The sequence below is a fragment of the Kallipyga massiliensis ph2 genome (assembly GCF_000311985.1).
GTDB lineage: Bacteria > Bacillota > Clostridia > Tissierellales > Peptoniphilaceae > Kallipyga > Kallipyga massiliensis.
In genome coordinates this window covers 1,142,191-1,165,466 of sequence record NZ_HE978585.1, presented here as the reverse complement: position 1 = coordinate 1,165,466, position 23,276 = coordinate 1,142,191, and the positions used below count along the sequence as shown (strand labels likewise).

Sequence of the window (23,276 nt, the reverse complement as noted above, 5' to 3'; positions counted from 1 at the left end):
TCCTGGTCCTTTTTCATTGATATTACTGAATGCCGACCAGGTTCATAAAGAAAGTGATGTTGGCAGCATTGGTGAAGTTGGAGAACATACCTCCAACAACAGGGACAATAATGAAGGCCAGCTTGGAGAATCCATAGACCGAGCAGACAGCTGTCATGTTGGCCATGGAAGCCGGAACGGCGCCCATGCCGAAGCCGATGTGACCACCCGCCATGACGGCTGCATCGTAGTCCGAGCCCATGGCTTTGAAGGTGACAAAGTAGGTGAAGAGGATGGTCGCGATGGTTTCAGCGGCCAAGATCAGAATCAGAGGAATAGCCAGAGCAATGAGATCCCATAGGGCCATAGACATGACGGCCATGGAGACGAAGATACTCAGGCAAACCGAACCGAAGATGTCGATCTCTTTGGCCGGGGTGGCCTTGGAGGTCCCCTTGATGGCATCATAGACGTTGCGGACAATGGCACCGCCGATCATACCCATGACGTGGACCGGAAGGGTGACGCTCGGAAGAAGGATCTTGAAGAGGTCAGCTAGGTAAGCCCCGATGCCAAGACCGATGAAGATCATGGCGGACGCTAAAGCCACACGCTTCTTGTCCAAAACAACTTGATCATCCGCCTGGTTCTCCAAGAAGGCTTCTCTGGAAGCTTCCGCTTTCTCCTGGTTGACAGGGGTGGCAAGGTTATATCTTTTAATCAGACGGGTTGCCACCGGGCCGCCGATGATAGAGCCTGCAGCCAGACCATAGGTGGCGGCGGCGACAGCGACGGAGACAGCTCCGGTTACCCCGGCGTCCTCAGCCAGAGGGGCAAAGGCGGCGGCGTTGCCGTGTCCCCCGGTCAGAGGTATGGACCCGCACATGAGACCCAGCTTGGGGTCCAGCCCGACGACAGGAGACATGCCGACCGCAATGGCGTTTTGAAGAACAGCCAGAACAGCAGCCAGGACGATGAAAATAAGGAGCTTGCCGGAAGATTTCTTGATGAGTTCACCGGAGGCTTCAAAACCGGATGCCGTGAAGAATAACTGCATAAAGAAGGACTGAAGGCTGGTGTCAAATTTGAATTTCACCAGGTTCAGCTGGTATAAAATCAAAGTTAAAATAGCAAATAAGGTGCCACCGACTACCGCTTCAGGCAGGGACCAGCGAACCAAAAAGGGAATTTTTTTCCGCAGGTATCGCCCAAAGAAAACTAAAAGGACGGCTAACAAAATTGTCTTGGCCGTATTCATTTCAATAACCATATGTACTCCCTCAAAGTGAAGTTTTTGGAACAGCAACTTGGGAAGTCGCTGTTCCAAACAGGTTCTATTTACTTATGTTTAATAGGTCAAATTATGGAGATCAACTAAACATATTCAGAAGGAGTCCTGCAGCAACAGCCGAACCGATGACGCCGGCCACATTGGGGCCCATGGCGTTCATAAGGAGGAAGTTGGAAGGATCTTCTTTTTGACCCACCCGTTGGGCCACCCGGGCAGCCATAGGAACGGCAGAAACGCCGGCAGCTCCGATGAGGGGGTTGATCTTCCCGCCGGAAAGGACATACATGAGCTTTCCGAAGAGGACACCGGCCGCCGTGGCAATGGCAAAGGCGACCAGGCCCATAAGGATGATTCCCAGGGTTTCAGCCGTCAGGAAGGAGGGCCCGGTGGCGGTCGCTCCAACCGTCAAACCTAAGAGGATGGTGACCACATACATGATGATATCAGAGGCAGCGGTGACCAGGTGGGGAACGACGCCCGATTCCTTAAAGAGGTTTCCGATCATCAGCATCCCGATCAGGGGGGCTGCAGAGGGAACAATCAAGGAAACGACGATGGTAACAATGATGGGGAATAAAATTTTCTCCCGCTTAGATACGACGCGGACGGATTCCATCTTGACCTGGCGTTCCTTCTTTGTTGTCAGGGCCCGCATGATGGGGGGCTGGATGATGGGCACCAGGGCCATGTAGGAATAGGCGGCGACAGCAATGGCACCTAAGAGGTGGGGAGCCATCTTGGAGGTCAGGTAGAGGGCGGTCGGACCGTCTGCCCCACCGATAATCCCGATGGAAGCCGCTTCCTGGGGGTTGAAACCCAGGGCCAAGGCACCCAGGAAGGCACCAAAGACGCCGATCTGAGCGGCAGCGCCTAAGAGCATGGACTTGGGATTGGCAATCAGGGGGCCGAAGTCTGTGGAAGCTCCAACGCCCATAAAGATGAGGGGTGGGTAGATGCCTAGGCTTACGCCCTTATAGAGGACATCCAGGAGTCCCCCCTCGTCCACCAGACCGGCAAAGGGAAGGTTGGCCAGGAGCATCCCGAAACCAATGGGGATCAGGAGGTAGGGCTCATATTCCTTTGCGATAGCCAGGTAGATCAAGGTACAGGCGACCACAATCATAATTAAGGACCGAATATCCATCCCGGCAATCCCCGAGGATAGGAAGAGATCCTTTAGCATATCAACCATAGTCTACCTCTCTATTCTAATGAATAAAGGTCAGCACCTGCATCAACGGTCTCTCCATCCGACACAAAAATTTGACCAATGGTTCCGGCTTTCGGAGCCATAATTTCATTTTCCATCTTCATGGCTTCCAGGATCATGACCACATCACCGGCTTCAACGTGGTCACCGGCCTGGGCCTCGACCCGGAGGATCTTCCCTTGGATAGGAGCAGTTTCCACCTGGCCATTGCCTGTGGGGGCATGAGCCGGAGCGGCGGGAGCAGCAGGTGCTGCAGGAGCGGGAGCGGGTGCGACCGGCTTGGGCGCTTCAGGAGCTCTGGAAATGGGACCGGAGGCCGCCGGTGAAGAAACAGCGCCTTCCGCCACTTCCTTCAGGGTCACTTCATAGTTCTTACCGTCAACAGTTACCATAAAAGTTTTCATACATTCACCTCACTAATTTTTTGATTCGCTGGCCAGGCAACTGGCGACAATGGCAGCAATCAGTTCACTGTCCTGTCCGGGACTGGATTCAACCACCGGCTGAGGACGACTTGGGCTTGGCTTGCTTTTTTTGACAGGGGCCTCTTCTTCCTTTCCAACATACTTCAACAAGGAAATAATGAAGGAGAGTAAGATGAGGACGCCAAAGACGATCAGGATCGAAAAGATCGAAGTCGTCAGTCCCTGTGCAATGGTATAGTTTGGCATATCTTCCTCGTTTCCGCAGTTCATAAAACAATAAATAGTGATAATTTCTATATTTGGGGACCGGCTTATCGAACCGGTCCCTTCATATATTCAAGTTCCTTAGTTTTAGGCCTTGGCCTGGACCTTAGCATAGGCGTAAATGGCCGCCCCCAAGGCACCGACATATTGGGAAAGATCGGAGGTGGAAACCTCATGCTTGAGCTGCTGGCTCAGGGCATGGACAACCCCCTTGTTCTGGGCAACGCCACCGGTCATGACCACCCTGTCCCGGATCCCGATCCGACGGGCTAGGCCGACCACCCGGGCGGTAATGGCCCAGTGGACTCCGTTAGCGATATCCGCCTTATGGACCCCCTTGGCCAGCTGGCTGATCACTTCACTTTCCGCAAAGACTGTGCAGGTGGACGAAATGGAGATCTGCTCTGTGGACTGGGCGGCCAACTTGTCGAGGTCGGACACATCCACTTCCAAAATCCGGGACATGACATCCAAAAACCGTCCCGTCCCTGCTGCACACTTGTCATTCATCTGAAAGTTTACCATAGCCCCATTGGAAATCTGGATGACCTTGACATCCTGACCTCCGATATCGATGACCGTCTGGACATCCGGAAAGAGATAGCTGGCCCCCTTGGCATGGCAGGACAGCTCAGACATCTGTCCATCCGCCCTTTCAAAGGTATTGCGCCCATAACCGGTCGTCAACAAAAAGGATATGTCATCGATGGTCAGACCCGCATCTTCCAGGACTCCGTCAAAGGCCCGCATGGGCCCGGAGGTCCCGGTTCCTACCGGGATCAAAGATTTTCCGACGATTTCTTTTCCGTCGGCTAAAATAATGCTCTTGCAGGCGGAAGAGCCAATATCCAGGCCCATGGTATAGATCATAGTTTCACTCCCACTCTATTTAGAAGATGGCTTTGTTGGCCTTCACCTCATCAGCCAAGGCCTGAAGAGCCGTCTCAAGCTGTCCGAAATCCCTCATCTGCATATCCACACCGATCTTGACATGGCGGACCCCGGCATCATTCAAGGCCTTGTTGAGGTAGGGATATTCCATCTCCTCAGGGTCGCAGAAGGTCATCATGAAAACGACCAGACCGTCGGCCTTATTTTCCTTTACCAAGTTTACCACATAATCCGCCCGACGGTTTTGGTGGGATTCTTCATCATAAAGAAGGACGTCATAGTCCTGGGCACCGAATTGGCGGGCCAGGGCTTCCATGGGGTCTCCTTCTTCCGGCGCATCCACCCGGAAGGACCGGGATTCATTGGCCACATCGTCGGCAACAATGGCAATGTCGTTCTTGTCAAAGATGGAGAGGAGGGTGGGATTGTCACAGATAATGCCTGAAGTTACCAGACGGACCCCCTGCCAATTGGATTCTGGGAGGGCTTCCAGTTCTTTATTCAGCTCCTCCAGCATCTCGGTGTGGTCTTCCTTCCGCATGAAGTAAGAAGCCTTCAAAACGGCTCCCCGGTCCACGGCGGAAACGGCTTCGGGATGGTCGCCAACCAACTTGACGAACTTCCTCCGGGCCTGACGGTTCCTATTGTAGACCTTGATCGTCTCGCTTAATGCCTGGTCGGTAATTTCCTTGCCGGCAATCTTCTCCAGCTCTTCCTTGACATTCTTATACTGGGAAATGCTATAGCGAATTCCATATTCCTTAGCCCGGTTCTGGGGATGGGCCAGGAAGATGACCGGCATCTTTCCCATCTTCTCCATGGCTACCCGGATATTCTGGCTCATGGGCCGGAGGGTGTCACAGAGAACGGAGGTGATGACCCCGTCCAGGTCATCCAGGGTTCCATCCAATAGCATTTCCAAATCCAACTGAGCTAAAGAACAATAGAAGGAAGCGCAGTATTCCTTGGACAGGGAGATGTACTTGTCGTTGGTCCCCCAGAGGCCGAAGGGAACCATACCGGCGGCATGGACCAGCTCCTCGGGCGCATAGTAGGGCATGCAGCCGATAGCTTTGTAGCCCTGAGATTTGTAGGAGGCCAGCTGGGCCTTGGGGTTGTTGGCAATTTCGTTAAAATCCTTGAGCAATGCATCAATGGCCATTACTTGGTCTCCTTTCTCATCTGTCTTCTTTCTTCCATGGCTTCCACTAAGCCCTGAACCCGGGTCTCATATTGGGCCACGTTGAAGTTTCTCGGATCAGCCTGGTCTCCGTCAAAGGCGGCGCAGGGGATACCCAGGTTTTCCGTCCACCGTCTCTGCATCTCCGGCATATAGCCCGACCAAGGCTTGCAGGAACGGTTGTAGTTGATCAGGGCCCCTTCAACCCCGTTCTCCCTCATGAGTCCCTCTCTCCACTCAACGCCTTCTTCCAGGCAGACGCTGTTGGGGGCCTTGCAGTAGGCTCGGGCCATGGAGTCGATATCGTCATAGACAAATCCAAAAGCCGGCGCATAGACAACGGCCGTTACGTTGATGCCGTTTTCCTTGAGGGGGTGGTAGAGGTTCCGGAGGCCCGGCCAGCAAGGAATGCCTTCAAAAAGGATCCGGTAGTTTTCCTTAAAGGGAGCCGTGGACTTCCCTTCCTCATGGTAGCGTTGGAGGTCTTCTGCCAATTGTTCAAAGGCTTTTGCTGTTTCCGGTTTGGCACGGGCCGTCACTACGTCGGCCATATGGTTGAAGAGGTCAAAGCCGGACATGGGTGAAGGTTCATAGGAGCAGAACTTGCAGACCTTGAGCCAGGCTTCCGAGGTCCGGTTGGCATTGGCGCAAACTTCCTTGAACTTTTCCTCATCAAACTTCTTTCCGGAGATCTCTTCCAATTGCTTGATCGCATCCTGGAACTGGGCCTTGAGATATTCCACGTTGTCATCCGACACGCCGAATTCATTCCGGTAAGGGATATCCACCATAATCAGGGGAATGTTGTGCATGCGGGCGATATTTTCATACCACTTGGTCATGCAGTTGCAGATGTTGTTGCAGCAAAGGACGAAGTCCGGCTCGGGAACCCGGCGGGATTCGTTGGTTGTCTCAATGCCGGCGGCATAGGCCAGAGAGATCCGCGCGTAACCGCAGATGTCGTTATCATAGCCCATGTCCTCCGCTTCCTGGCACATCCTCTCTCCGTCGTGGCGTGCGGCAATACCGGCCGCCTGGTTCTCAGGATAGACGACCGCCAGGTCGAAGGCCTCGGCCAGCTCGCAGGGGAACTTGGAGGCAGACCAGCCCACAGGCTTTCCGGCTTTTTTATCATCCCAGGCCTTTTGGTAAACATTGGTCACAATATCCTGAAGGGCTTTGGCACCGGGTAAAACTTCCCTTTTCTTTTTCTTTGGGGCTTCCTGTTCAACTTTTTGTTCAACTTTCTCAGCCACAATGAGCTCCTTTCATCAATATGGATTTCACTCCTCAACGGTTAATGAAGATTGTCGTAGTCCCGGATGACCCTGGGGGTCAGCATCTGGTGGATGGGACAGATGGAGTCGGGATTCTGGTAGTAGCCTTCAGCAAAGGCGATGATATAGGCCCGCATCTTGTTCATTTCCACAATTTCATCGACCAGTCCAATCTTGGCGCAGTATTTTGGTGTAGATTTTTCCTTGTAGTTTTCGATCAAGTGGTTCATCTTCTCGATCGTGGGTTCCAGGTCGTGACCGGCCGCTTCTTCCTTCACCAGGCGGCGGGAGTACATGGCGGCAGCCGCTGTCTCCCCGTTCATGACGTTCATCTCGGTTGCTGCTGTACCCAAGGAGAAGACGTTGGTCGTATGCCCCTGGGGACCGCCCATGACATAGTGGGCTGCAGCGGAACCGGTCCGGACGGTGATTTCCATCTGGGCCAGCTTGGAGTTCTGGATGGAGTAGATGAGGGATTGACCCAGGCCCAGAAGTTCGGCCCGTTCGGCGTCATCCCCGACATCGATGCCGGTGGTGTCCTGGAGCCAGACAATGGGGATCCGGTCTCTTGCGCAGAGGCTGACGAATTCGTTCATCTTAATCAGGCCCTGGCGGTAAAGTTTCCCGCCCAAGCCCACTCGGCCCTGGACATATTCCGGATAGTTCATGATCAGGCCCTGGTTGTTGGTTACGGTTCCCACCAAGAGGCCATTGACCTTGGCCAGGCCGCAGATGATTTCCGGACCATAGCCCTTCTTGAATTCCATAAACTGGGAATTGTCGAAGAGACGGGCAATCAGCTCATAGGGCTTAAACTGGCGCTTCTGGTTGTGGGGAATCAGGGTATAGAGGTCTTCCTGGGAATACTGGGGTTCCTGGGGGTCATCCACCCGGAAGAACTGGAGGTTATAGGCCGGGAGGTAGTCGATATACTTCCGGATACCGGCCAGGACCCCTTCCTCATCCGCATAGACTTCACGGAAGAAGCCGGTTTCCGAATAATGGACCCGGACTTGACCGGGAGCCTCGGATGTCCCCTTTTTGGTCGCCTCAATCAATTGCTGGGCCCCTTCCAGGTCCATATAGCCCTTGGGGTTCATCCCGCCCAGGATTCCTGCACCGCCGACCGCCATATTGGCCTTCTGGTGGGCAATGAGGATGGTGGGCGAGATGGAGTGGTATCCCCCACCGGCCGGGTTGGTTCCGAAAATCCCCACGATGACGGGGATGCCCAGCTGGTTGAGTTCGGCATTCCGGTAGAAGGGGGCCCCGCCTCCCCGGCGGTTGGCATAGACCTTCTCCTGCTCATCCAACTTAACGCCGGAGCAATTTAATACATAGACCAGGGGAATTTTCATGAGCTTAGCGGTGTCGGAGGCCCGGATCAGGTTCTCCGACTGTCCGGGAACCCAGGCCCCTGCCAGCTTCTTGTTATCGGATGCGACGATGACGCACCACTTGCCGGAAATTTTTCCCAGCCCCTTGATAATTCCCGTGGACCCGTTTTTATTGTCCTGGGGGTTGTAGAGGCTGTTTAAAGGGAGGAATATCCCGTCATCCACCAGGATCTTAATCCGCTCCATGGCGGTCATTTCCCCGGATTGGTGGACCTTATCCGTGGGCTTCCCGGCTTCCCGGGCTTCCTGGATTAATTCCGCAATTTCTTTCTCAATGGCCTTTAATTCCTGGCAATTTGCTTCATCCACCTTCCTAAGAGGACTTCCTACAGAAGGCATAGCCTGGAAATATGAGGGCATGGAATAGAGTTCTTGACTCACGCTAGCGTCTCCTTTCATGAAAGGGCCCCGACCGGGGTCCTTGCCCTTATCTACTTCTTCAACTTAATAAATACCTGACCCGGGTCAATCTCTTCGCGGATAATCCGGATAATCTCAGGATCCGGTCCTTCCATAAGCTGGGCACGAGAGGTATCAATCTCGAAGCCGGTATTCTCCTGGCAGATTTCAGGGCTGGAGTAGGGATAATAGTAGGCTAGGTACATTTTCTTCGTTTCGTCGTCAAACTTGAAAATGCCCAGGTCGGTGACCACCATCCGAGGACCCCGGTCCTCAGGAAGTCCGGCGGCTTTCCGGCTGCCGGGCCCGGTCATCCAACCGGGACTGGTGATATAGCCAATCTTGTCAACAAAGCGTCTGGATTGGTGTTGCATCATGATGATGGTGTTTTGGTAGGTGGCAATCCCGTTGGCTCCGCCGGATCCGGTGAAGCGAACCTTGGGATTGTTGTAGTCTCCAATGCAGGTGGAGTTGACGTTGCCGTAAATGTCGATTTCCGCCCCTCCGATAAAGGCAATCATATTGTCCTTCTTATTGAGGTAGGAATTGGTTTCAAAGCCCACAAAGCGGACGTTGGGCCACTGGACGGCGCAATGGGCCATAAAGCGGAGGTCTCCCACTGAACGGGGAACTTCAACCGGGGCACAGTCCATCAAACCGGACTCCACAATCAAGTGGCAGGAGGGCTGGATGACTTTCTTGGCCAAGGATGCCCCGATCAAAGGAAGGCCGGTTCCGACGGTAACGATCTGGTCTTCTTCAATGAACTTAGCGATGGCATAGGCCTGCATTTCTTGTTTGGTATATTGTGTATAATCGCTCATGTCTCTCTCCTTTCTCCTGATTTATTTGATGGACGTGGAGTAACCCAAACCCGGAACTACTCTTAACTTGGTCAGGCGGGCGCCACCGATTTTATCCAGGAGCTGGTCTTGATTTTCAACGGAGTAGATCCACTTCTGGCAGTAGTCTTCAAAGGTCTCAGGAGGATTCTTTTCATCGTATTCCAGACCTTTTTTCTCCAGGCTGGCCTTGGCATCGGCAGCATCCTGGTAGCGGGAAGCCTTGTCATACTCCCGGAGGGCTTGGGGATCGTCATCATAATAGCCATAGCACTGGGAGGGCCATGCACCGAAAGGAACATGGACCACAGCATCTACACAGCCGCTGAAGATGTTGGGCTTGCTGGGATCCTGACGGATAAATTCATTGGAAACCAATTCATCACAGGTGATGATGACCTTCTTGGCGGCGATAGCGATATCGACATCGTGGAATTCGTCTCCCATGATGATCGCTGTTCCGTCGGGGCTGGCCATCTGGGCATGGATGATGGCGGTATCCAGCCGGGGTACGGGGACGGCGAGGATTTCTTCGCCGGGTTTAAAGGGATTCTCCATCCGAACCAATTTCTTGTTGTCCACCTTGTCCAGGGTCTTTCTCTTTTCCTCGGACATCCCCCAATACTCTTCCAGGCCGGAAGCCTGCATTAAACTCACCGGGAGGAAGGGAAGGCCTAAGGCGGAAGCATGGAGCTGGAGCATTAAAACGTCTTGCGAATAGTCCTCATAATTCAGTTGGCCGCTTTCAATGGCTGCCCGGAAACGACGAGCCACATTGGTAAATCCGGAGTTGGCCGTATAGCAGTTGATGTAGGCCTTGACTCTTCCTTCACCGATCAAGAGGTCCCAATCGCCCCCACCCGGTCCGGGCCAACCCACAAAATCCTTCTTTCCCTGACGCAAAATCTCGTATACGGCCGCATAGGGCTTGCGGTTGGTGGTAAATCCGCCCAAGCTCAGGACGTCGCCATCTTCTACATATTTGGCAACCGCCTCCGATAGTGACATCGTTTTGTCCATGTCATCCTCCTTCAACCTTTCAGGTGTCAATTTTGACTGGCCTTCAAACTTGAATGCTTTCCGTATCATGGAACGCATTCCCAGTCTTTCTATTTAATGATATAAGATAGGGACTTTTTCGTCAATTTATGCCCTGGAATTCTTTAGACTTTTTTCATCTGTTATAATACAAGTATCATTTATATCCCCTAGCCCCTATTGGACTTATTTCAGCAAAGGAAAAAGCATGTCAACGATTCAATCCATCGACCGGACCATCGATATTCTCAACCATATGGTCTTAGACAAGGAAAGCGCCATCGCTGACCTCTCCCGGGACCTGGATCTGGCTCCCTCTACCGTCCACCGGATTCTCCAGACCCTCCAAGCCCACTCCTTCGTCGTTAAAAATGAGGAGGCCAAAACCTACTCCCTGGGCCCTGCCCTCATCCGTCTTGGCCAAAAAGCCTCCGCCAACAATTCCCTCCTCAAGCTCTCCCAATCCATTCTCAAGGGCTTATCCGAGGAGGTGGGTGAAGACACCTACTTCGTCATCCGGTCCGACTACAAAGGGATCCTCCTTTCTCGATACGAGTCCCCCACCCGGTTAAAGATCGTGGAGCAGTTCGGCTATGGTCTGGACCTCCACTGCGGGGCCATCCGGAAAGTCCTCCTGGCCTTCTCCGGCCCGGTCTTTTGGAAGGAATACCTGAACTATATCGGAAAAGTGGGAACCGACTACCCCATTTCCTCCCAAGACCAATTGCTGGAAGACCTTCGGGACCTGGTCAAAAACAAAGGGGGCTGGTCCTATGGCGATTATATTCCCGGTTGCTATGGGATCGCTGCCCCCGTCTTCAACGCCGACGGGTCCCTCGCCGGTTCCATTGGAACCATCGTCCCTGAGCTCCACCTGGCCTCCAAGGAACTGGACCAGCTGGTCAGCCTGGTCAAAAAATATGGCCTTCAGTTCTCCCAGCTTCTAGGTTACCAATAAGGACTTACAAAAAATGAAAAGGAGGAAGGAATTTCTAATCAATTCCTTCCTCCTTTTTGTTCCACAAAGAATTTATAAGGCACGGATAAGGGCATCGACGGATGACTCCTTGGTCGCCCATGAGGTGACAAAGCGGACCGAATACAGTCCCTCCCCCTCCTCCGCCCAATCTTCAAAAGCGAAGTTCTCCCGCAATTCCCGGATTTTTTCTTTGGTGAAAATGGGGAAAATTTGGTTGGATTGAGCATCTTGAATCAGGTCGTAGCCCTTTTCTTGGAGGGCCTCGGCCAGCTTCATGGCCAGTTTGTTGGCATGGTTGGCCAGGTCATAATAGAGCCCGTCCTCGAAGAGAACTTCAAACTGGATCCCGGTGACGAAGGACTTAGCCAGGATAGCCCCGTTCTGCTTCATGATGACCCGGAAATCCTCCTTGAGTTCTTCTTTCATGATCACCAGAGCCTCCCCGATCATAGCCCCGTTTTTGGTTCCCCCAATGAAGAAGGCATGGGAATACTTAGCGAAGTCCGCCAAGCTCATATCATTGGCCGGCGAAGTCAAGGCTGACCCCAGTCGGGCTCCATCGATATATAAGAGAAGGTCCCGGCTCTCACAATAGTCATACAGAGCCTTGATTTCTTTTTTGCTATACACCGTGCCCACTTCCGTCGTGTCCGAGATATAGACCAGCTTGGGATGGGCTGTATTTTCTGCTTGATGGCTTTGGACCAAGGGATCGATGGCTTCCGGACGGAGCTTGCCGTCCGGGCTATCCGCCAGGTAAATCTTGTGTCCACGAGATTCAATGGCCCCGGCCTCATGGTCATGAATATGGGCTGTCCGGGCCCCTATGACCGCCTGGTGGGGACGGAGAAAGGCAGCGATGGCGACCAGGTTGGCCTGGGTTCCGCCCGGGATAAAGTGGATATCCCCATCACTCCGGCCCATCTCTTTATAGAGAAGTTCCTTGGCCCGGTCGCAGTGGCTATCGTAGCCATATCCGGCCTGGGGGGCAGTCAGGTAGTCCCTCATCCGGTCCAAAATTTTGGGATGGCAGATTTCAGAATAGTCGTTGACAAAATACTCCATAAAAACTCCTTTGGAAAGCAAAAGAAAAAGGTGTCCAAGACCGGCTTGGGCACCTTTTTTGATCAATTACATGGATTCAGGGGCAGAAATTCCGATCAGCCACAGGGCGTTTTCCATGACTTGGCGGCAGGCCATGACCAGGCCGATCCGCTCATTGGAAAGCTCGGGATCTTCGGGAACGATGACCTTGGAAGACCCATAGAAAGAATGGAAGGCGGTGGCCATCTGCATCAGGAAGTTGCAGATTCTGTGTGGCCGGCGAAGGACCGCCGCTTCCTCAACGATGGAGGGGAAGTCATCCATGAGCTTCAAGAGGTCCACTTCCTTTTCCTCATTCAAGCGGGTGAACTCGGTCTGTTCCTTAAATTCAGGGGCATTTCTCAAGACACCGCAAGCCCGGGCATGGGCATACTGGATATAGTAAACCGGGTTTTCATTGGAATGGGACCGGGCCAGAGCCAGGTCGAAGTCCATCTGGCTCTCCACTGCACGAGAAGCAAAGAAGTAGCGGGTGACATCCACGCCGACATCATCAATCAAGGCCTGGATGGTGATGGCGTTGCCGGACCGCTTGGACATCTTGACTTCCTGGCCATCCTCCACCAGGTGGATCATCTGGATCAGGTCCACTTCCAAGTCGTCAGGGCCAAAGCCCAGAGTCTGAAGGCCCGCCTTCATCCGAGCCACATAGCCGTGGTGGTCCCCACCCCAGAGGTTGATCATCTTGGTGTAACCGCGGTCATGCTTAAATCTGTGGTTGGCTAGGTCCGGGGTCATGTAGGTCAATGTGCCGTCGGACTTGACTAAGACACGGTCCTTATCATCCCCCCACTGGGTGGTCTTGAGCCAGAGAGCTCCATCTTCTTCATAGGTGACGCCAAGGTCTTTGAGCTTTTGGATGGTTTCCTCAACCAGACCGGAATCGTAGAGCCACTGTTCACTGACCCAGGAATCAAACTCCACCCGGAGGTCTTTAAGGACCTGCTCAATTTTCTTGAGCTCCACCTCATAGCCCTTCTGCTTAAAGTGTTCGATCCGACCTTCCTCCTTGTGGAGCCAGACATCCCCTTCTTCAAGAGCAATATCCTCACCGATCTTCTTCACATCATCAGCAAAATAGCCATCTTCCGGCATTTTTACATCCTCGCCGAAGAATTGGGCATAGCGAGCATAGACGGACTTGCCCAGGTTGATCATCTGTGCACCGGCATCGTTAATATAATATTCACGGAGAACGTCGTAGTTGGAGGCCTTATAGAGTCGGCAGATGCAGTCTCCCCAAACAGCACCACGGGCATGGCCCAGGTGGAGGTCACCGGTCGGGTTGGCAGAAACGTACTCGACCAAAACGGGCTTACGGACGCCGGAATAGTTCCATCCGTACTTATCTCCCTTTTCAAAGACCCGGCTGATGACAGCGCCCAAAGAATCGGATTTCAGGCGGAAATTAATGAATCCGGGACCGGCCACTTCCACAGTATCAATCAAGTCCTTCTCCTGAAGGAGGGCCTCCTTCATTTCATCAGCGATGGCCCTGGGGTTCTTTTTCAATCGCCCGGCAAGCTGCATAGCAACCGGGGTGGCATAATCGCCATATTCCGTGTTTTTGGGGATCTCGATCGTCACGAGACCTTCCCCTTCCACTCCGTAGAGGTCTTTCACAACCCCTTCAACAGCACTTTGAAGTTTGTTTTCATTATTCATAAGCTACTCCCATCTGACCATACTAAAAATAAACGAATTTGATTCATTTTACCATATCTTGAGTGATATGGGCAGAAAAAAGCCCCCGGCTCAAAGCCGGGGGCAAGTGAATCATTTACTCGATGATGAAATAGCTTAAGACATCATCTCCGCTGCGGTTAAGATGACGATGTTGGCAATACCGACGATGATGAGGAACTTCCACACGAACTTCAGGTAGGTGGAGTACTCAACACGGGAGGCAGCAACGCCGCCCATAACAACACCCGAGGTCGGGGTGAAGTAGTTGATGACGCCGGAAGCGGCGGAGAAGACCATAATCATGATGGTCGGATTGAAGCCCAATTCTGCAGCCAAGGGGCCCATGACCGGGATGGAGAGTCCGGCCAATCCGGAAGTGGAGGGCACCAGGAAGGAAAGAATCAGGTAGATGATATAGGCCAGAGGAATGAAGACCAGGGCAGGGACGCCGGAGAGGAGCTGGGAAGACTTGTCCAGGATCCAGAAGTCCATGTGGGTGGCATTCATGACAACGGTGATACCACGAGCAGTTGCAATGATCAGGGCAACGGAGATCAGGTCCGCTGCACCGGCCAGGAAGGAGTTAATGAAGTGCTTCTCCGAGAAGCCGGCAATCACTGCAACGATGATAGAAGCAAAGGTGAACCAGGCGGCTAACTGAGTGAAATACCACCAACCCAGGGGCTCACCGGTCAGGAAGTCAGTCCAACCCATGGCAGCCAGGAAGGCATCTTCGTCGCCGCCAAAGACAAGGTCGGGCCAGGAAATCAAAGAAATGATCATAACAATAAAGGAGATGCCGAAGACGGTCAGGATAGCCTTATGCTTGCCGGTGAATTCCAATTCGGCAGCCTTGGCGGCTTCCTCGCCCAGTTCTTCTTCCATGATCTGCTGTTCACGGACAGTTAAAAGGGTGGAACCCTTGTCCGCCTTAACCTTCTTGGCATAAGAAGTGACATACCAAGCTGCAATGGCATAGGTGGAGAGCCAGAGAATAACGCCCAGGCCCATGATTAAGGTGACATTGGGCTCAATGCCGACGGACTTGAGGGACGACATGGCAACGCCGGTAGCAAAGGGGTTAATGGTGGAACCCAAAACACCGGAGGTAGCACCGATCAAAACGGTGGACAGGGCAACCAGGGTATCGAAGCCGGCGGCGACCATGGCGGTGGTAATGAGGGCATAGAAACCGATGGTTTCCTCAGCCATACCGTAGGTGGTTCCGCCCAAGGAGAAGAGGAACATCAAAATGACGATCAGTCTTTCTTCCTTGCCCTTCATCTTTTTAACCAGGTGGAGGACGCCGGCTTGAAGGGCACCGGTTTCCATAACGATACCGATAAATCCACCAATGCAGAAAATAAAGACGATAAGGTCAGAGGCATCCATAAAACCATTGGGGATGGACATGAAGAAATCTTTAATCCCGGCCCCAACAACCTCAACATGGTTGCCTTGCTCAAGAATCTCAAGGAGAGAGCCGTATCTTTCAGGATCCAAGTTCTTGATCACGCTATCAGAAATGGGTGATCCGGACAGAACTGCAGATACAATGCAGAGAACGAGAAGGATCAGCATCAAAATACTAAAGGCTGATAGGGACCCTCTCTTTTTCTTTTCAGTCATAAAATGACTCCTTTCGGAATTTTTGCTCTTCGTGAGAAAAGCATTTGACAGATGATCCGCCTGAAGGCCCATTCATGAGAATGGGCCTAGATGCGGGGGTCTTTCCTACGAGTAAATGATTGTTCCGGTCTTTCCTTCCAAGGCTTCCTTGGCTCTCTCAAGAGAGGTAATCAAGGCTTCCTTGCCCTTGTTGGCTTCAACAAAGGATAAGCAGGCTTCCACCTTTGGCAACATGGATCCCTGGGCAAACTGACCTTGGTCAATATAATCCTTAGCCTCTGCCACATCGATCCTCTCCAAAGCCTTCTGGTCCGGCTTATTGTAGTTGATATAAACCTGGTCAACAGCGGTTAAAATCACGAGGAGGTCGGCACCGATATCATTGGCAAGTTTGGCCGAAGACCGGTCCTTGTCAATGACGGCCGGGACACCCTCATAGCCGTATTCCTTTTCAATGACGGGGATGCCGCCACCACCGGTGGTGATGACAATATCGCCCTGAGCAACCAATTGGTCGACCACGTCAAGCTCAACAATCCGCTGGGGCATGGGCGAGGCAACCACCCTCCGCCAGCCGCGGCCAGCGTCTTCTTTGACGGTCCAGCCCTTTTCCTTGGCTTCCTTTTCGGCAACTTCCTGGGTCATGAAGGAGCCGATAGGCTTAGTCAGGTTTTGGAAGGCCGGATCCTTTTCATCGACAACAACCTGGGTTACCAGGCAGGCCACCGGGCGGTCTTTGATCCCCCGCTTGGCCAGCTCATTCTGGATGGACTGGACCAGGTGGTAGCCGATATAGCCCTGGCTCATGGCCCCACATTCAGGGAAGGGCATGGCCGGGGTCTCTCCCCCATTGGAGGCGGAGAAGGACATGGCGTTGTTGATCATACCAACCTGGGGACCGTTCCCGTGACCGATGATGACATCATAGTTCTCGGAGAGGTCAACAATGGTGGAAGCGGTCTTCTTTACCAGGGAGAGTTGTTCTTCAGGCGTGGAACCCAGGGCGTTTCCGCCCAGGGCCACGACGATTTTCTTTCTTGTCATAGAGTAAATCCTACTTTAAGGTGGCGAACATGACCGCTTTGATGGTGTGCATACGGTTCTCTGCTTCATCAAAGACCCGGGATTGCTTGCCCAAGAAGACCTCGTCGGTCACTTCCATCCCGTTCAGGTCATACTGATCGCCGAACTCCTCGTTGATTTCACGACCGGTAGAAGTTTCCAGGTCATGGAATGAGGGCAGGCAGTGGAGGAAGATGGCTTCAGGATCAGCCAGATTCATCAATTCCTGGGTCACTTTGTATTTGTGAAGTTCAGAAATCCGCTTCTGGTAGATTTCGTGGGGCTCGCCCATGGAAACCCAGATGTCAGTATAGATGGCATGGGCACCCTTGGCGGCTTCTTCCGGATCTTCAGTGAACTCAACAGTGGAGTTATAGTATTTTGCGAATTCCTTGGCCTTGGCAATGAGGTCCTTCTCCGGCCAGAGGTCCTTGGGACCGCAACCGACGTAGTTGAGACCCAGCTTGGCACAGGTGATCATTAAGGAGTTGGAGACATTGTTCCGGCAGTCGCCCATGAAGACAAATTTGAGACCCTTCAGATAGCCGAAGTTCTCACGGACGGTCAGCATGTCGGCCAACATTTGTGTAGGATGGGAAGCGTCGGTCAGTCCGTTCCATACGGGAACACCGGAATATTTTGCTAACTTTTCAACCAGTTTTTGGTCGAAGCCGCGGTATTCGATACCGTCATAGAAACGGCCTAATACTTTAGCGGTGTCTTCGATGGATTCCTTATGTCCCATCTGGCTTGAGCCGGGGTCCAAGTAGGTGACGCCCATACCCAGGTCCATACCGGCTACTTCAAAGGAGCATCTGGTGCGAGTGGAGGTCTTTTCGAAAAGAAGAACAATATTCTTTCCTTCAAGATACTTGTGAGGAGTACGGGTGTGCTTCAGGCTTTTGAACTTGGCGGAAAGGTCGATCAAGTAGGTGATCTCTTCCGGGGTGTAATCTTGAAGGGTCAGAAAGCTCCGACCCTGAAAATTAATTGGCATAGTTTGCCTCTTTCTAATGGTTAATCATAGGCCGGGTCAAGAGAACCCGGCCCATGGGTCAAGAACAGACTACTTGGTCAGCTTTTCGATGGGCTCACGAATCAGAGGCATGGACATGCAGCGTGGGCCACCACGACCGACGGTCAGGTTGTCGGAATCGAGTTCCAGAACTTCGAAGCCGGCTTCCTTCAAGGATTTGTTGGTCGCATAGTTTCTCTTGTAAACCAGGATTTTTCCGGGAGCCAGGGTCAGGGTGTTGGACCCGTCAGTCCACTGCTCTCTCTCGGCAGCAATGACATCGCCGGCGCCGCAGGGGAAGAGACGGACTTCTCTGCCCAGGATGTTGCTGAGGATTTCCTGGAGGGAACCCTTCATCTCCTTAATGACGATCTCGCCTTCCTTGTTCTCGTCCTTGGTCAGTTCGAAAACGCGGAGGGTGGCAGTGATGCCGGGATGGTAGGTGAAGGCATCGTAGTCGATCATAGTGAAGACGGTGTCAAGGTGCATCATGGCACGGTTATTGGGAATATCAAAGGCATAGATTCTCTTGATATTGTTGGCCCCCTTCTCCCAATAAATGTTATGGGCTAATTTCTGAAGGGCATCCGCCTCGGTCCGCTGGGAAATACCTACAAAGAGGGTATTTTCATCGACGTTGAAGACGTCACCACCTTCGATGTGGAAGTGCTCATGACGACCGTAGAGGTTGGGAACCTTGCCGGCATATTCGGGGTGGTAACGGAAGATATAGTCGCAGTAGATAGTCTCACGGTTTCTGGTCACGGAGTACATCTTGTTGACGACAGCGGAGTCACCAACAGAAGCAAAAGGATCGCGGGTGAAATAGAGGTTGGGCATGGGGTTCAAGATCAGCTGGGAGCTTCTATCCAACTCGTCAATCAGGAAGTTGGTTTCCACTTCGGGCAGCTCATCGAATTTGACACCGGCCATGGTCTTCATGACCAGTTCCTTGTTGTCCTTGTACTGGCTGAAGAACTGCTTAAGAATGTCATGATAGGTTTTGGTAACGATTCCTGCGTCATCCAGGAATTCATCTAAAAATTGGTCTTTAAGGTCGGGGTTGGCATCCAGAGTTTCAGCCATGAGGTCTTCCAAGTAAACAACCTCTACACCCTCTTCACGCATAATGTCAGTGAAACGGTCATGCTCGGCCTGGGCCTTGCTTAAATCAGGGATATCATCGAAGAGCAACTCTTCTAGTGTGTTGGGAGTGAGATAGAGCAGCTCATCACCGGGACGGTGGACGAGAACCTTCTTCAACCTGCCAATCTCACTAGTAACATTAATTGGGTTCATGTAATCTCCTTTCAAAGATTAAAATAAAGTGACCTTAAATCAACAAGGATTAATCGTTTTCCAGCCTGGTGTACGAGGACACTAAAAAAGGAAGAATCTCTCCACAAGGGGGCTAATGCAAAAGCAAAACCCTCTCTATGTTCAGGACCTCCCACTTCTATCAAATTCGATAGAAGTTAAGCGGAAGTCCATCTTCATGGTGAGATACTCCCTATCTGAAAAACTATCTTCCCTAGGGATAATATATCATAGTTTCTAAAAAAAAGAAATAATTTTTAAAATTTCTAAGGCCAAGTAAAAAAGCCTGATTATCAGCAATCAGGCCTTACAATAATTAGCATTTCTATTCATTCTGTCCATGTGTTAGGAATGGCTAATTTTTCCGCTTCCTGACCATGTCCCCTACTTGGCAGAACTCCTCCAAGGGGATCCAATAGTCCTCCATAGGAACTTTGGCTTCCTCCTGTCGGGATCCTTCCTGATCCTCGATATGCGAAATTTTGAAGGAAAGGGTACAAGATTTTGCCCTGACCATTTCCACCTCATCGCCTCGAGAAAACTTATTCCGGCATTGGATGAGGACCCGTCCCCCGGCCCGGTCGATTTCCCGGACCACTCCAATGAAGTCATAATCCTGGATATACGATGTGGTGTCATAATTCTGACCGCCCAATCCGGGATTTCCAAAGAGGAAGCCGGAGGTGAAATCCCTGTGGGAGGTCTTGGCCAGCTCCTTCATTAAGTTATCAACCAGGTCCTGGTCCAACTTCCCTTCCAGGGCGGCATCTATGGCCTGGCGATAGGCCCTGACCACACAGGCGACGTAGAAAGCAGTCTTGACCCGACCTTCGATCTTAAAAGACCGGATGCCGGCGTCCATGAGGTCGGACATATAGGGGAGGAGGCAGAGGTCCTTGGAATTTAGAATGAAGGTCCCTCCCCCATCCTCCCCGATGGGATAAAACTCCCCCTCCCTTTTTTCTTCCATAAGATGATACTTCCACCGGCAGGCCTGGGCGCAGTCGCCCTGGTTGGCATCCCTACCCGTCATATAGTTGGACAGGAGGCAGCGGCCACTATAGGAAATACACATGGCCCCATGGACAAAACACTCCAGATCCACATCTTCATAGGCGTTTTCCCGGATCCGGCGGATTTCCTCTAAACTGAGTTCCCGGGCCAAGACGAGGCGCTTAGCCCCCAGGTCTGCCCAGAAGTTCACCGTATCTGACGAAGTGATGGAAGCCTGGGTGGAAACGTGGATTTCTACGTCTGTATTATTCTTAAAAGCCATAAAGATACCGGGATCCGAAACGATGACGGCATCCACTCCAATGGATGCCAGGAAGAGGGCATAGTCCTTTAAGCCATCCAGGTCATTATCGTGGGGAAGGATATTGGTCGTCACATGGATCTTGGCCCCCTTGGCATGAGCATAGCGGACGGCTTCTTCCAATTCCTCCCGGGAGAAATTTTTTGATGCCTTCCGGAGTCCAAAGCTCTCCCCGCCCAAATAAACGGCATCCGCCCCGAAGTGGAGGGCGGATTTCAGCTTTTCCATGTCCCCTGCGGGAGCCAGGAGTTCAAACTTACCTTGATTTGCCATTGGCGGTCTCTGTTTCCATAATGATCGAAAGGATCATGGGGTTTCTCTGGATTTCTGCATAGACATAGGACTTGATCTTATCCCGGATTTCCGACTTGAGGAAAGACCAATCCTTGATATTCTTCTTTTCCGCATTGTCGAAGATGGCACGAACCTGCTTTTTAATCTCCTGGATCATGTCGATGTTGTCCTTCATATAGACAAAGCCTCGGGAGATGATTTCAGGTCCGGCTGCCAGGTGGGCGGAATTCTTGTCCACTGTTGCCACAATGACGATCATCCCGTCATCCGATAGGCGCTTGCGGTCGTTCAGGACCACATTGCCCACATCGCCGACCCCCAGACCGTCGATCAGGACCTTGCCGGCCTGGACTTCATTATCCGTATTCGCCTTGACATGGGCCCCACGGCGCTCAAATTCAAAGACGGTTCCGTTTTGTCCCATCAGAACGTGGTCTTCCGGCATACCTAAAGACATGGCCAGTTCTTTATGGGCGACCAGCATCCGGGTTTCCCCGTGGGCCGGAATAAAATATTGGGCCTTGACCAGGGAGTGCATGAGTTTGAGCTCCTCCGCACAGGCGTGGCCGGAGACATGGACCTCAGCCAAGGAAGAATAGATGAGTTTGGGCCCCATCTCCGTCAAATTGTTGAGCATATCCCCAATAGCTTTTTCATTTCCCGGGATCTGGGAAGCCGAAAGGATGATGGTATCCGTAGGCTGGATTTGAATCTGGCGGTGGGCATTGTTGGCCATCCTGGACAAGGCCGACATGGGCTCACCCTGGGACCCGGTAATTAAAAGGGTCACCTGTGAAGGCTTGTAGTTGCGGACCTCATTGATGTCGATCAAGGTGTTTTTCTTGACCTTGAGATAGCCCAGGTTCATGGCCACATCCACGTTAGTCAGCATGGACCGTCCTGACAGGGCCACCTTCCTGTGGTTGGCTTCCGCCGCCCAGATGATCTGTTGGACCCGGTGTAGGTTGGATGCAAAGGTGGCGACGATGATCCTGTCCTTTGCCCGGTTAAAGATGTTCTTGAAGGTTTCCCCCACTGTCCGCTCGGACATGGTATAACCCTGGTGCTTGACGTTGGTTGAATCGGAGAAGAGGGCAAGGACCCCTTCTTCACCGAGGCGGGCCAGAGCCTGGAGGTCGGTGGGTTGTTCATCAATGGGGGTGAAGTCGAATTTGAAGTCACCGGTAAAGAGGACCGTACCAACCGGGTTGTGGACAGCAATGGCACAGGCATCGGGAATGGAATGGGCCACCCGGATGAATTCACATTCAAAGGCGCCCAGCTTGATCCGGTCACCGGCCTGGACATACTGGATCCACTTTGTGGACAGGCCGTGCTCATTAAATTTGTTCTGGAGCATGCCTCCGGTCAGGCGGGTGCAATAGATATTGACGGGGAGCTTTTTTAGAACATAGGGTACCGCCCCATAGTGGTCTTCGTGTCCATGGGTGATCAGGATCCCCCGGATCTTGGACTTATTTTTTTCCAAATAGGTGATGTCGGGAATAACCGTGTCAATCCCAGGCATATCCTCGTCCGGAAAGGTCAATCCGCAGTCGATGACGATGATGTCATTCCCGTATTCCACAGCGGTCATGTTCTTCCCGATCTCTTTCAGGCCGCCAAGAGGGATAACCTTAAGCTTTTTTGACCGGCTGGCGGGCGCCTGCTTTTTTTCCGGGCTTCTGCCTGTAGGCTTAGTTGACCTTGTACGGGTCCTGGTTGAAGAGCCAGTCTCCCCCTTTTTCATTGAAGGGCTCGATCCTCCGGTTCTTCTTCGACCGGCGGACTTAGCTTTCGCCTTTACTCGGGAAGAGGAAGCATGAGATGGCCTCCCCCCTTGACCGGACGCTTTCATCCGGCCCTGATTATTGTTCGTTGTCAATTTCCATTCCTTTCCTTGTATTCCATGCTCTCTCATCGTTCCGGTCCTTGAGGATGTCCTGATAGGCCTCGTTCGCCTCCTCATATTCCTTGGCATCCTCCACCAGTTGAAAGACCATATCCTCTTTGTCGGAATAATAGCGGAAAAGGACAGGATCCTTGGTCTCCGGATCCTCTAACCAGCAGTAGTCCCTCTCATCTAAGGTGAAGGAAGCGAGAATTTTTACCTCAACGGCCTCCCCTCCCGCATAGAGGGTGATGGTTTCTTTCTCTTTGTTTTTCATGATGAAAAACTCCTTTTCTCTTTATCCAACCAAGTTTGCAAAATAAACGTCGCAGCAATAGAGTCGACGTATTTTTTTCGATGTTCACGACGGACACCCGTTTTTTGAAGGACCCGGTCGGCGGATAGGGTCGTCATCCGCTCATCCTGGTAAACCACCGGTTGTCCGAGTTCTTTTTCCAAGGCCCGGCCTAGGCTTTTGGCCCGGTCAACGGACCGTCCCTGATCTCCATTCATGTGTTTAGGGAGACCAAGAACAACTTCCCGGACTTCTTCTTTTTGAATAATGTCCAGGATTTTTTGGATATCTTCTCTTTGGGAAGTTCTCTGAACGGTGCCATGGGCCTGGGCAATCAAATAGGAAGGGTCGCTTAAGGCCACCCCGATCGTCTTACTGCCCACATCCAAGCCCATTGCCCGACTCATCCTTCCCCCATCTCTTTCACTCTTGCTTGATCTCTCGGTTATTCCTATTCCATCTCTCGGAAAAGCCAGGCCGGACCCATGATCCGGCC

21 protein-coding genes are annotated in these 23,276 nt (G+C 52.4%); 1 reads left to right on the top strand and 20 read right to left on the bottom strand.

The window, feature by feature from the left end; translation table 11 throughout:
- Positions 1-22 precede the first annotated feature (22 nt).
- The 10 genes from gltS to HGKM_RS05235 all read right to left on the bottom strand — a co-directional run bounded on the left by gltS (position 23) and on the right by HGKM_RS05235 (position 10,175).
- Positions 23-1,249, bottom strand: coding sequence for a sodium/glutamate symporter (gene gltS, locus HGKM_RS05280; protein WP_019134305.1), 1,227 nt, complete (start codon positions 1,247-1,249; stop codon positions 23-25).
- 100 nt (positions 1,250-1,349) lie between these two features.
- On the bottom strand, positions 1,350-2,453 hold the full coding sequence (locus tag HGKM_RS05275) for a sodium ion-translocating decarboxylase subunit beta (RefSeq protein ID WP_425357652.1): 1,104 nt from the start codon (positions 2,451-2,453) through the stop codon (positions 1,350-1,352).
- A 20-nt stretch (positions 2,454-2,473) separates the two neighbouring features.
- Positions 2,474-2,884: a biotin/lipoyl-containing protein gene (locus HGKM_RS05270; RefSeq protein WP_034579020.1), complete on the bottom strand. Its 411-nt coding sequence runs from the start codon at positions 2,882-2,884 to the stop codon at positions 2,474-2,476.
- Positions 2,885-2,896: 12 nt separating this feature from the next.
- Positions 2,897-3,151: an OadG family protein gene (locus tag HGKM_RS05265; protein WP_019134302.1), complete on the bottom strand. Its 255-nt coding sequence runs from the start codon at positions 3,149-3,151 to the stop codon at positions 2,897-2,899.
- A 105-nt stretch (positions 3,152-3,256) separates the two neighbouring features.
- On the bottom strand, positions 3,257-4,039 hold the full coding sequence (locus HGKM_RS05260; RefSeq protein ID WP_019134301.1) for an acyl-CoA dehydratase activase: 783 nt from the start codon (positions 4,037-4,039) through the stop codon (positions 3,257-3,259).
- A 19-nt stretch (positions 4,040-4,058) separates the two neighbouring features.
- On the bottom strand, positions 4,059-5,222 hold the full coding sequence (hgdB, locus tag HGKM_RS05255; RefSeq protein ID WP_019134300.1) for a (R)-2-hydroxyglutaryl-CoA dehydratase subunit beta: 1,164 nt from the start codon (positions 5,220-5,222) through the stop codon (positions 4,059-4,061).
- Complete coding sequence (locus HGKM_RS05250; RefSeq protein WP_019134299.1) at positions 5,222-6,496, bottom strand: 2-hydroxyacyl-CoA dehydratase subunit D; 1,275 nt, start codon at positions 6,494-6,496, stop codon at positions 5,222-5,224. The genes hgdB and HGKM_RS05250 overlap by 1 nt, the downstream gene beginning before the upstream one ends.
- Before the next feature lie 41 nt (positions 6,497-6,537).
- Positions 6,538-8,274 (bottom strand): acyl-CoA carboxylase subunit beta, encoded by a 1,737-nt coding sequence (locus tag HGKM_RS05245; protein ID WP_081585150.1) that lies wholly within the window; start codon positions 8,272-8,274, stop codon positions 6,538-6,540.
- A gap of 71 nt (positions 8,275-8,345) precedes the next feature.
- The gene (gene gctB, locus HGKM_RS05240) at positions 8,346-9,137 is read right to left on the bottom strand and encodes a glutaconate CoA-transferase subunit B (protein ID WP_019134297.1); all 792 of its coding nucleotides are present in this window, start codon (positions 9,135-9,137) and stop codon (positions 8,346-8,348) included.
- Positions 9,138-9,158: 21 nt separating this feature from the next.
- Entirely contained in the window at positions 9,159-10,175 is a 1,017-nt protein-coding gene (locus HGKM_RS05235; protein ID WP_034579685.1) for a CoA transferase subunit A, read from the bottom strand.
- 226 nt (positions 10,176-10,401) lie between these two features.
- On the opposite strand from HGKM_RS05235, the gene HGKM_RS05230 reads away from it, so the two are divergent.
- A complete protein-coding gene (locus tag HGKM_RS05230) occupies positions 10,402-11,151 on the top strand; it encodes an IclR family transcriptional regulator (RefSeq protein ID WP_019134295.1) in 750 nt (249 codons plus the stop codon).
- A 72-nt stretch (positions 11,152-11,223) separates the two neighbouring features.
- On the opposite strand, the gene HGKM_RS05225 is transcribed toward HGKM_RS05230, so the two are convergent.
- From HGKM_RS05225 to ruvX, 10 genes are all read right to left on the bottom strand, one after another.
- Complete coding sequence (locus HGKM_RS05225) at positions 11,224-12,237, bottom strand: threonine aldolase family protein (protein WP_034579683.1); 1,014 nt, start codon at positions 12,235-12,237, stop codon at positions 11,224-11,226.
- Positions 12,238-12,303: 66 nt separating this feature from the next.
- Positions 12,304-13,941 carry an arginine--tRNA ligase gene (gene argS / locus HGKM_RS05220; RefSeq protein ID WP_019134293.1) on the bottom strand — a complete coding sequence of 546 codons (1,638 nt, stop codon included), beginning with the start codon at positions 13,939-13,941 and terminating at the stop codon, positions 12,304-12,306.
- A gap of 135 nt (positions 13,942-14,076) precedes the next feature.
- On the bottom strand, positions 14,077-15,591 hold the full coding sequence (locus HGKM_RS05215; protein WP_019134292.1) for a YfcC family protein: 1,515 nt from the start codon (positions 15,589-15,591) through the stop codon (positions 14,077-14,079).
- Positions 15,592-15,696: 105 nt separating this feature from the next.
- Positions 15,697-16,635, bottom strand: a complete 939-nt coding sequence (arcC, locus tag HGKM_RS05210) for a carbamate kinase (protein ID WP_019134291.1) — start codon at positions 16,633-16,635, stop codon at positions 15,697-15,699.
- 10 nt (positions 16,636-16,645) lie between these two features.
- The gene (gene argF, locus HGKM_RS05205; protein ID WP_019134290.1) at positions 16,646-17,650 is read right to left on the bottom strand and encodes an ornithine carbamoyltransferase; all 1,005 of its coding nucleotides are present in this window, start codon (positions 17,648-17,650) and stop codon (positions 16,646-16,648) included.
- Between the two features lie 69 nt (positions 17,651-17,719).
- Complete coding sequence (gene arcA, locus HGKM_RS05200; protein WP_019134289.1) at positions 17,720-18,967, bottom strand: arginine deiminase; 1,248 nt, start codon at positions 18,965-18,967, stop codon at positions 17,720-17,722.
- A gap of 373 nt (positions 18,968-19,340) precedes the next feature.
- On the bottom strand, positions 19,341-20,573 hold the full coding sequence (locus HGKM_RS05195; RefSeq protein WP_019134288.1) for a peptidase U32 family protein: 1,233 nt from the start codon (positions 20,571-20,573) through the stop codon (positions 19,341-19,343).
- Positions 20,557-22,344, bottom strand: coding sequence for a ribonuclease J (locus HGKM_RS05190; protein WP_019134287.1), 1,788 nt, complete (start codon positions 22,342-22,344; stop codon positions 20,557-20,559). Before HGKM_RS05190 ends, HGKM_RS05195 begins: the two co-directional genes overlap by 17 nt.
- Positions 22,345-22,462: 118 nt before the next feature.
- A complete protein-coding gene (locus HGKM_RS05185) occupies positions 22,463-22,762 on the bottom strand; it encodes a DUF1292 domain-containing protein (protein ID WP_019134286.1) in 300 nt (99 codons plus the stop codon).
- On the bottom strand, positions 22,759-23,187 hold the full coding sequence (gene ruvX, locus HGKM_RS05180; RefSeq protein WP_034579013.1) for a Holliday junction resolvase RuvX: 429 nt from the start codon (positions 23,185-23,187) through the stop codon (positions 22,759-22,761). The genes HGKM_RS05185 and ruvX overlap by 4 nt, the downstream gene beginning before the upstream one ends.
- Positions 23,188-23,276: the final 89 nt, after the last annotated feature.

Bases quoted from the DNA above. Each gene is read 5' to 3' on its own strand.
- HGKM_RS05185 (WP_019134286.1), bottom strand. From the start codon at position 22,762: ATGAAAAACAAAGAGAAAGAAACCATCACCCTCTATGCGGGAGGGGAG.
- argS (WP_019134293.1), bottom strand. From the start codon at position 13,941: ATGAATAATGAAAACAAACTTCAAAGTGCTGTTGAAGGGGTTGTGAAA.
- HGKM_RS05245 (WP_081585150.1), bottom strand. From the start codon at position 8,274: ATGCCCTCATATTTCCAGGCTATGCCTTCTGTAGGAAGTCCTCTTAGG.
- HGKM_RS05270 (WP_034579020.1), bottom strand. From the start codon at position 2,884: ATGAAAACTTTTATGGTAACTGTTGACGGTAAGAACTATGAAGTGACC.
- HGKM_RS05190 (WP_019134287.1), bottom strand. From the start codon at position 22,344: ATGAAAAAGGGGGAGACTGGCTCTTCAACCAGGACCCGTACAAGGTCA.
- HGKM_RS05215 (WP_019134292.1), bottom strand. From the start codon at position 15,591: ATGACTGAAAAGAAAAAGAGAGGGTCCCTATCAGCCTTTAGTATTTTG.
- arcA (WP_019134289.1), bottom strand. From the start codon at position 18,967: ATGAACCCAATTAATGTTACTAGTGAGATTGGCAGGTTGAAGAAGGTT.
- ruvX (WP_034579013.1), bottom strand. From the start codon at position 23,187: ATGAGTCGGGCAATGGGCTTGGATGTGGGCAGTAAGACGATCGGGGTG.
- HGKM_RS05235 (WP_034579685.1), bottom strand. From the start codon at position 10,175: ATGGACAAAACGATGTCACTATCGGAGGCGGTTGCCAAATATGTAGAA.
- HGKM_RS05230 (WP_019134295.1), top strand. From the start codon at position 10,402: ATGTCAACGATTCAATCCATCGACCGGACCATCGATATTCTCAACCAT.
- HGKM_RS05265 (WP_019134302.1), bottom strand. From the start codon at position 3,151: ATGCCAAACTATACCATTGCACAGGGACTGACGACTTCGATCTTTTCG.
- HGKM_RS05225 (WP_034579683.1), bottom strand. From the start codon at position 12,237: ATGGAGTATTTTGTCAACGACTATTCTGAAATCTGCCATCCCAAAATT.
- hgdB (WP_019134300.1), bottom strand. From the start codon at position 5,222: ATGGCCATTGATGCATTGCTCAAGGATTTTAACGAAATTGCCAACAAC.
- arcC (WP_019134291.1), bottom strand. From the start codon at position 16,635: ATGACAAGAAAGAAAATCGTCGTGGCCCTGGGCGGAAACGCCCTGGGT.
- HGKM_RS05260 (WP_019134301.1), bottom strand. From the start codon at position 4,039: ATGATCTATACCATGGGCCTGGATATTGGCTCTTCCGCCTGCAAGAGC.
- HGKM_RS05275 (WP_425357652.1), bottom strand. From the start codon at position 2,453: ATGCTAAAGGATCTCTTCCTATCCTCGGGGATTGCCGGGATGGATATT.
- gctB (WP_019134297.1), bottom strand. From the start codon at position 9,137: ATGAGCGATTATACACAATATACCAAACAAGAAATGCAGGCCTATGCC.
- argF (WP_019134290.1), bottom strand. From the start codon at position 17,650: ATGCCAATTAATTTTCAGGGTCGGAGCTTTCTGACCCTTCAAGATTAC.
- HGKM_RS05195 (WP_019134288.1), bottom strand. From the start codon at position 20,573: ATGGCAAATCAAGGTAAGTTTGAACTCCTGGCTCCCGCAGGGGACATG.
- gltS (WP_019134305.1), bottom strand. From the start codon at position 1,249: ATGGTTATTGAAATGAATACGGCCAAGACAATTTTGTTAGCCGTCCTT.